General features: G+C 68.1%; 6 protein-coding genes. 3 read left to right on the top strand and 3 right to left on the bottom strand.

Annotation, left to right across the window (positions count from 1 at the left end; genetic code table 11):
* The first annotated feature begins 251 nt into the window (after positions 1–251).
* On the top strand, positions 252–1097 hold the full coding sequence (locus NON22_RS16495; protein WP_257388040.1) for a YbaY family lipoprotein: 846 nt from the start codon (positions 252–254) through the stop codon (positions 1095–1097).
* Between the two features lie 103 nt (positions 1098–1200).
* On the opposite strand, the gene NON22_RS16490 is transcribed toward NON22_RS16495, so the two are convergent.
* Positions 1201–2043 (bottom strand): AAA family ATPase, encoded by an 843-nt coding sequence (locus NON22_RS16490; RefSeq protein ID WP_257388039.1) that lies wholly within the window; start codon positions 2041–2043, stop codon positions 1201–1203.
* A 58-nt stretch (positions 2044–2101) separates the two neighbouring features.
* Positions 2102–4435: a Tex family protein gene (locus NON22_RS16485; protein ID WP_257388038.1), complete on the bottom strand. Its 2334-nt coding sequence runs from the start codon at positions 4433–4435 to the stop codon at positions 2102–2104.
* A 178-nt stretch (positions 4436–4613) separates the two neighbouring features.
* Here NON22_RS16485 and NON22_RS16480 point away from each other — a divergent pair, with 178 nt between their 5' ends.
* Positions 4614–5228, top strand: coding sequence for an OmpW/AlkL family protein (locus NON22_RS16480; RefSeq protein WP_257388037.1), 615 nt, complete (start codon positions 4614–4616; stop codon positions 5226–5228).
* Between the two features lie 109 nt (positions 5229–5337).
* Here NON22_RS16480 and mnmG read toward each other — a convergent pair whose 3' ends face one another.
* Entirely contained in the window at positions 5338–7212 is a 1875-nt protein-coding gene (mnmG, locus tag NON22_RS16475; protein WP_257388036.1) for a tRNA uridine-5-carboxymethylaminomethyl(34) synthesis enzyme MnmG, read from the bottom strand.
* A 590-nt stretch (positions 7213–7802) separates the two neighbouring features.
* On the opposite strand from mnmG, the gene NON22_RS16470 reads away from it, so the two are divergent.
* Positions 7803–8003, top strand: a complete 201-nt coding sequence (locus NON22_RS16470) for a hypothetical protein (RefSeq protein ID WP_257388035.1) — start codon at positions 7803–7805, stop codon at positions 8001–8003.
* Positions 8004–8184 lie beyond the last annotated feature (181 nt).

Genomic DNA, 8184 nt, shown 5'->3' with positions numbered 1-8184 from the left:
GCCAGAGAAAGAAGCGGATCAGCATGGTTGCGCAGCCCGCCGCGTCGGCGGCACGCCGCCGGGCCGGCCGGCCCGCGCGGCGGCGGCCGCACTTCCGGGGGCTTCGGCTAAACGCTTATGCAACACGGTTGATGGCATCATTGCTCCTTCGTAGTCGCGACAGCGGCGGCCAAACCCGCTAGTCTGCGCAGTCCTGTCTCAACGTCGCCGCGTCGGCGCCGGCCACGATTCTACGTTTGCGGAGATTTCCCGTGCAGAAGCTTGCCCTTCCCCTGCTGATCGCCAGCCTGGCCCTGGCCGCCTGCGGCCAGTCCAACAACTCCGCGAACCAGGCGTCGTCCACGGCCCAGGCGCCGATGCCGACTTCGGTGACCGGCTCGATCTCGCTGAAGGTGCCGGCGCCGGTCGGCGCGGAAGCGCAGCTCAAGCTCGCGCTGGTCAACGTCAGCCTGAAGCCGCCGGTCACGGTCGCGCAGAGCACGACGAATCCCGGCGCACTGCCGGCCCAGTTCCAGCTGCCGTTCGAGCCCGGCAAGATCGACAAGAACGCGCTGTACGTGCTGAACGTCGAACTCATCGACGGCGAGCGCCGCTACGTCGCGCCGCGCGAGTATCCGGTCGTCACGAAGGGCTCGCCGGCCAAGGTCGACGTGGTCATGACGCCGGAGCCGACCGCATCGGAGAAGCTCGAAGCCGAATACGCCGGCCTGGAACGCGCGATCGGCGGCATGAAGCGCTCGCAGGGCTCCAGCGAGGACGAGGCCAGCACGACGGCCTGGGACGGTTTCTTCGACAACAAGAGCACCCTGCGCTACATCCGCGAAGTCACCGACTACGGCGACAAGGGCCGCGTCAATTTCTACTACGCCTATCGCGACGGCAAGCCGATGGCCGTGATCCAGGAACGCGTGCCGGCGATGGCGGAAAAGCCGAATGCGGTCATGCGCGCGGGCTGGAACGAAACCGGCGCGCTCGTGCTCAAGACCAAGAAGGACGGCGGTGCCGTCAGCGTGCTGGCCGACGCCGAAGCCAAGACCCTGTACGACCGCGCCGTCGCGAAATACGACGCCGTGTCGAAGCGTCCGCCGGGCAAGTAAGCCCCGCGACGAGCGATGCCGCTTCCGTCACGGCAGCGGCGTCCGCAGAACGAAAACGGCCGGCATCGCCGGCCGTTTTCGCGTCCGCGATCCGCTGCGCGTGTCAGCTGCCGCGGCGCGCCATGAACGCGATGCGCTCGAACAGCTGCACGTCGGCCTCGTTCTTGAGCAGCGCGCCGTACAGCGGCGGGATCGCTTTCTTCGCATTGCGCTCGCGCAGGGTCTCCACGGCCAGGTCCTCGGCCAGCAGCAGCTTGAGCCAGTCCAGCAGTTCCGACGTGGTCGGCTTCTTCTTCAGGCCCGGCGTCTCGCGCAAGGCCAGGAACGCGGTCAGCGCCTCGTGCAGCAGCTCGCGCTTGAGGCCCGGGAAATGCACCTCGACGATGGCCGCGAGCGTGTCCGCGTCGGGAAAGCGGATGTAGTGGAAGAAGCAGCGGCGCAGGAACGCGTCGGGCAGCTCCTTCTCGTTGTTGGACGTGATCATCACGATCGGCCGGTGTTTCGCGCGCACGGTCTCGCCGGTCTCGTAGACGTGGAAGTCCATGCGGTCGAGCTCGCGCAGCAGGTCGTTCGGGAACTCGATGTCGGCTTTGTCGATCTCGTCGATCAGCACGACCGCGCGCGTCTCGCTCGAGAACGCCTGCCAGAGCTTGCCCGGCACGATGTAGTTGGCGATGTCGGTCGCGCGCGCTTCGCCGAGCTGCGAGTCGCGCAGGCGCGCGACCGCATCGTATTCGTAGAGGCCGTGCTGCGCCTTGGTCGTGGACTTGATGTGCCATTCGACCAGCGGCGCGCCGAGCGCACGCGCGACTTCCTCGGCGAGCAGGGTCTTGCCGGTGCCGGGCTCGCCCTTGATCAGCAGCGGGCGCTGCAGGGTGATCGCGGCATTGACGGCGAGCTTGAGCTCGTCCGTCGCGACGTAGCGGTCGGTGCCTTCGAATCGCATGGGGATATCCGCTGCCGGGTGGGGAGGACGGCGGCCGCGCGCAGGCGGCCACCGTGGATCAGTTGCGCTTGGCCTTGGCGAAGGCGTCGGCGAACGCGCTGCTGGCCGGCGTCGGTGCGCTGCCGGGCTTGGGCCCGAAGCTGCGCGGACCGTTGTCGCGCCGCGGGCCGCGTTCGTCTCGGCGCGCGCCGCCGCCGGCACCGGCTGTTGCCGCGGCTTCGCCGATCGGGTCATCCAGGCGCATGGTCAGCGCGATGCGCTTGCGCGGAATGTCGACCTCGAGCACCTTGACCTTGACCACGTCGCCTGCCTTGACCACTTCGCGCGGGTCCTTGACGAACTTGGTCGACAGCGCCGAGACGTGCACGAGGCCGTCCTGGTGCACGCCGATGTCGACGAACGCGCCGAACGCGGCGACGTTAGAGACGCGGCCTTCGAGCACCATGCCGGGCTTGAGATCCTTGAGGTCCTCGACGCCTTCGGCGAAAGCGGCCGTGACGAACTCGGGGCGCGGATCGCGGCCGGGCTTCTCCAGTTCCTTGAGGATGTCCTTGACCGTCGGCAGGCCGAACGTCGCGTCGGTGAACTGCTCGGCGCGCAGCCCCTTGATGAACGCGCTGTCGCCGATCAGGCTCTTCACCTCGCGGCCGCAGGACTTGATGATGCGCTCGACGACCGGATAGGCTTCGGGATGCACGGCCGAGGCGTCCAGCGGATTGTCGCCGGCGGCGATGCGCAGGAAGCCTGCGCACTGCTCGTAGGCCTTGTCGCCGAGTCGCGGCACCTTCTTGAGCTGCTCGCGGTTGCGGAACGCGCCGTTGGCGTCGCGGAACTTGACCACGTTCTCGGCCACCGAGGCGGACAGGCCGGCCACGCGCGCTAGCAGCGGCGCCGAAGCCGTGTTGACGTCGACGCCGACCGCGTTGACGCAGTCCTCGACCCTGGCGTCCAGCGCGCGTGCGAGCTTCACCTGGTTCACGTCGTGCTGGTACTGGCCGACGCCGATGGCCTTGGGTTCGATCTTGACGAGTTCGGCCAGCGGATCCTGCAGGCGCCGCGCGATCGAGACGGCGCCGCGCAGGCTGACGTCGAGCTCGGGGAATTCGCGCGCGGCCGTTTCCGACGCGGAATAGACCGAAGCGCCGGCCTCGCTGACGACGACCTTCGCGAGCTTGAGCTCGGGCGCCTTCTTCATGAGCTCACCGACGAGCTTGTCGGTTTCGCGCGAGGCCGTGCCGTTGCCGATCGCGATCAGGTCGACGCCGTACTGGCGGCTCCAGGCCGCGAGCTGGGCGATGGACTGGTCCCACTGGTTCTTCGGTTCGTGCGGATAGATCACGCCGGTGCCGAGCAGCTTGCCGGTGCCGTCGACGATGGCGACCTTGCAGCCCGTGCGTATGCCCGGATCCAGGCCCATGACGACCTTCGGGCCGGCCGGCGCGGCGAGCAGCAGATCTTTGAGGTTTTCGCCGAACACGCGGATGGCCTCGTCCTCGGCGCCTTCGCGCGTCTTCCCGAACAGGTCCAGCGCCAGGTGCAGGTGCAGCTTGATGCGCCAGGTCTGGCGGCAGGTCTCGAGCAGCCAGGCGTCGGCCGCGCGGCCGCGCTGACTGATGCCGAAATGCGCCGCGACGCGGCCTTCGGCCTCCGCGTGGCCCTGCTCGGGTTCGGTGGTCGGCTCGAGTTCGAGATCGATGACGCCTTCGTTGCGCGCACGGAACAGCGCGAGCATGCGATGCGACGGGATCGCCTTGATCGGCTCGACGTGGTCGAAGTAGTCGCGGAACTTCGCGCCTTCGGCTTCCTTGCCGGCGACGACTTTGGCGCGGACCTGGCCGCGTTCGGTCAGCCAGCCGCGCAGCTCGCCGACGAGCGCGGCGTCTTCGGAGAATTCCTCGAGCAGGATCGCGCGCGCGCCGTCGAGAGCCGCCTTGACGTCGGCCACGCCCTTTTCGGCGTCGACGAAGCGCAGCGCGAACTCCTCGGGCTTCTGCGCCGGATCCTCGCGCAGGCCGTCGGCCAGCAGCTGCAGCCCCGCCTCGCGGGCGATCTGCGCTTTGGTGCGGCGCTTGGGCTTGTAGGGCAGGTATAAATCTTCTAGTCTTGCTTTTGTATCGGCTTCCAGGATTTCCTTTTTCAGATCGTCATTGAGCTTGCCCTGCTCGGTGATGCTGGAGAGGATGGCTGCGCGGCGCTCTTCGAGTTCACGCAGGTAGCGCAGCCGCTCCTCGAGGTTGCGCAGCTGAGTGTCGTCGAGGCCGCCGGTGACTTCCTTGCGGTAGCGCGCGATGAACGGAACGGTCGCGCCGCCGTCCAGCAGTTCGATGGCCGCCTGCACCTGGGCCGGCTTGGCGACGATTTCTTCGGCAATCTTCTGTTCGATCGTAAGCATGAAACCTGGTCTTCCTGGTTGAGCGGCGGCGTGCGCCGGTGGCGCGCGCCGGGCCCGGCATTCTAGTGCCTGGCGCCCGGGTTTGCTGCCGGAGACGGTCCGATTTGATCAGGATCAATAGCCGCGGTGCGCACGGCTGCGACGATGCGCACAGTCTTCCACAGCGAGGTTTTCCCCCATGGCAATGCGTATCCCCGTAACGCTCGCGCTGCTCGCGTCGTCGCTGCTGGCCAGCGCCACGGCCAGCGCCTACGACTGGACCTTCAAGGTCGGCGCGCACCAGGTCGATCCGAAATCGGACAACGGCACCCTGGCCAACGGCGCGCTCAAGGCTGACGTGTCCGGCGACTGGCGCCCGACCTTCCAGCTCGAGTACTTCCTGAATCCGAACTGGGGTGTCGAGGTGCTCGCGGCGACGCCGTTCAAGCACGACGTGACGCTCAACGGCGCCAAGGCCGCCGAGGTTTCGCATCTGCCTCCGACCGTGTCGGTGCAGTACCACTTCAACCCGGGCGGCAAGGTCTCTCCGTTCGTCGGCCTCGGCCTGAACTACACGGCCTTCTTCGACGTGAAGGAACGCGGTCCGCTGGCCGGCACGCAGCTGACCCTCGACAAGTCCTGGGGCGCCGCGGCGCATGCGGGCCTGGACTTCACGCTCAACGAGCGCTGGCTGATGTCGGTCGACGTGCGCTGGATGGACATCGACACCGAAGCGCGCGTCAACGGCGCGAAGGTCGGCACCGTCAACATCGACCCGCTGGCCTACGGCGTCGCCGTCGGCTATCGCTTCTGATCCCGCGGCCTGCACGCGTCTGCGCACGGATCATCGTGCGCGGGCGCCTCGCAGGGTTTCGTTCTTCACGCGATCCAGACGCCCGCCCGCCGCTGCGGAGCGCCGTGGCTCAGGCCGCGCGACGCTTCAGATGCACGAGCAGCAGCGAGATCGCCGCCGGCGTCACGCCGGCGATGCGGCTGGCCTGGCCTATAGTCTGCGGCAGCGCGCGCGCGAGCTTCTGCGCGACTTCGGCGGACAGGCCCGACACCTTCGCATAGTCGAATCCGGCCGGAATGCGCGTGTCCTCGTGACGGCGCTGGCGTTCGATCTCGTCGCGCTGGCGCTCGAGATAGCCCGCGTACTTCACGCCGATCTCGACCTGCTCGGCCACGCGCGCGTCGGCCACGGCCGGACCGATGCCGCTGACGCGCGCGAGACTCGCATAGTCGAGCTCGGGACGGCGCAGCAGGTCCAGCGCGCTCGCTTCGCGCGTCAGGCTCAGGCCCAGCGTGGCTTCGAGCTCGCGGCCCAGGGCGTTGCCCGGCGCGGCCCAGATCGCCGCGAGCCGCGCGTTCTCCGCGGCCACCGCGTCGCGCTTGGCGCGGAACGCGTCGTAGCGGTGCCGATCGACGCAGCCGAGTTCGTAACCGAGCTCGGTCAGGCGCAGGTCGGCGTTGTCCTCGCGCAGTTGCAGACGGTATTCGGCGCGCGAGGTGAACATCCGATAGGGTTCGCTCGTGCCGTTGGTGACGAGATCGTCGACGAGCACGCCGAGGTAGGCCTCGTCGCGGCGCGGCGTCCACGGTTCGCGCTGCTGCGTCTGGCGCGCGGCGTTGAGTCCGGCCAGCAGGCCCTGCGCCGCGGCCTCCTCGTAGCCCGTCGTGCCGTTGATCTGGCCGGCGAAGAACAGGCCGGCGATGGCCTTGGTCTCCAGCGAGGCCTTGAGGCCGCGCGGATCGAAGTAGTCGTACTCTATCGCATAGCCTGGACGCGTGATGTGGGCGTTCTCGAATCCCTCGATCGAGCGTACGAGCGCAAGCTGCACGTCGAACGGCAGCGAGGTCGAGATGCCGTTCGGATAGATCTCGTTCGTCTCGAGCCCCTCGGGCTCGATGAAGATCTGGTGCGAATCCTTGTCGGCGAAGCGCACGACCTTGTCTTCGATCGACGGACAGTAGCGCGGGCCCACGCCTTCGATTTTGCCGGTGTACAGCGGCGAGCGGTCCAGCGCCGCGCGGATGATGTCGTGCGTGCGCTCGCTCGTGTGCGTGATCCAGCACGGCAGCTGGCGCGGATGCTCGGCGACGTCGCCGAGGAAGGACATCACCGGCAGCGGGTCGTCGCCGGGCTGGGCCTGCAGTCCGCTGTAGTCGATGCTGCGGCCGTCGATGCGCGGCGGCGTGCCGGTCTTCAGGCGGTCGGCGCCGAGGGTCAGCTCGCGCAGCCGCGAGGCCAGGGTCGTCGCCGGCGGATCGCCGGCGCGGCCGCCGGCGTAGTTGGCGAAGCCGATGTGGATCTTGCCGGCGAGGAAGGTGCCGGCCGTCAGCACGACGGCCTGCGCGCGGAAGCGCAGGCCCATCTGCGTGACGACGCCGACCACCTTGTCACCGTCCAGCATCAGGTCGTCGACGGCCTGCTGGAACAGGCTCAGGTTGGGCTGGTTCTCGACGATGCGCCGGATGGCGGCCTTGTACAGTGCCCGGTCGGCCTGGCAGCGCGTCGCGCGCACGGCGGCGCCCTTGGAGGCGTTGAGCACGCGCCACTGGATGCCGGCCTGGTCGGCGGCGCGCGCCATCGCGCCGCCGAGCGCGTCGACTTCCTTGACCAGGTGACCCTTGCCGATCCCGCCGATGGCCGGATTGCAGCTCATCTGGCCGATGGTTTCGATGTTGTGGCTCAGCAGCAGGGTCTGCGCGCCGCAGCGCGCCGCAGCCAGCGCCGCCTCGGTGCCGGCATGGCCGCCGCCGATCACGATGACGTCGAAGGTTCGGGAATAGTCCATGGCGGCGAGGCTGGCTGGCGCGGAAACGGCGCGAATTCTAGCGGTTGCGGCAGCGTCGCGCAGGCGCATGGCGGGCTCGGCCGAAAGCGGGAAACGAATCCGCCGCCGTTGGCACGCCATCTGCATTGACTAACCCGCACTCCCACCGACGCACGGCGTTTGCGAGCACGTCGATAGTCGGAATTCAGGGGCCGGCTCTGCGTCGGTGGGAGGACGCACCTGAGATGGCCGTGGTGACGCTTCTAGCTACAGGGGTTAGAGGCTGGCGCCCGGCGGTCTTAGGAACAGGGGGAATCCAAGAGGACCGTATGCCGGGCGCCAGTAACCGGCCGGACGCCGCAGATTGCGCAAGCAGCTGCGGCGTTTTCGTTTTGACGGGCGCAGAGTAGCCGCGCGGCCCATTATCAAACCGTGAAGCCGATCGAACTCTGTCAGCGCCGAACGGGATCATTCAATCGCGTCAGGAAGCGACCTACGCGGTCACATACTGGAAAAAAAACGACAACCGTGACGCTCGACTCAGTTTCCGGAGCCTGGCACGAGAACTGCATCACAGATCACGTAGCTGAACGGAAACCAGGGGACTTCAAATGAACGCCGCCATCGATCCGATGATTCAGGTCAATCCGCTGTTCATGCGCGTGGATCTGCTGATCGAAGTCAGCAAGCTCGAGCTCGCCATCGCGAGCATCCGCCGCCAGAAGACGAAGGCCGAAGTCGAATCCCTGGTCGCACCGCTGGCCTCCCGCGTTGCGCGCATCAACGAAGCGCTCGGTCGCCTCAGCGCCTGAAACCACCGTCTCTCTCCTCCGCGCCCGACCCGCGCGGACTTGCATGGGCCCCGCTAGCGGGGCCCTTTTTTTTCCGGATCCGCCGGCGAGCGGCGGAACTCGCCGCCGGCTCGCGGCGGTCAGCCCTCACGCTCGCGGCGGCCGCCGCCGTCGCTGCTGCGTGACGGTGCGCTCGGCGCCG

Origin of the sequence: Tahibacter caeni, assembly GCF_024609805.1 — a bacterium.
In the GTDB taxonomy this organism is placed as follows: Bacteria; Pseudomonadota; Gammaproteobacteria; order Xanthomonadales; family Rhodanobacteraceae; genus Tahibacter; species Tahibacter caeni.
The sequence above is the reverse complement of the archived record's forward strand: the minus strand, read 5'-3'. Positions and strand labels throughout refer to the sequence as shown.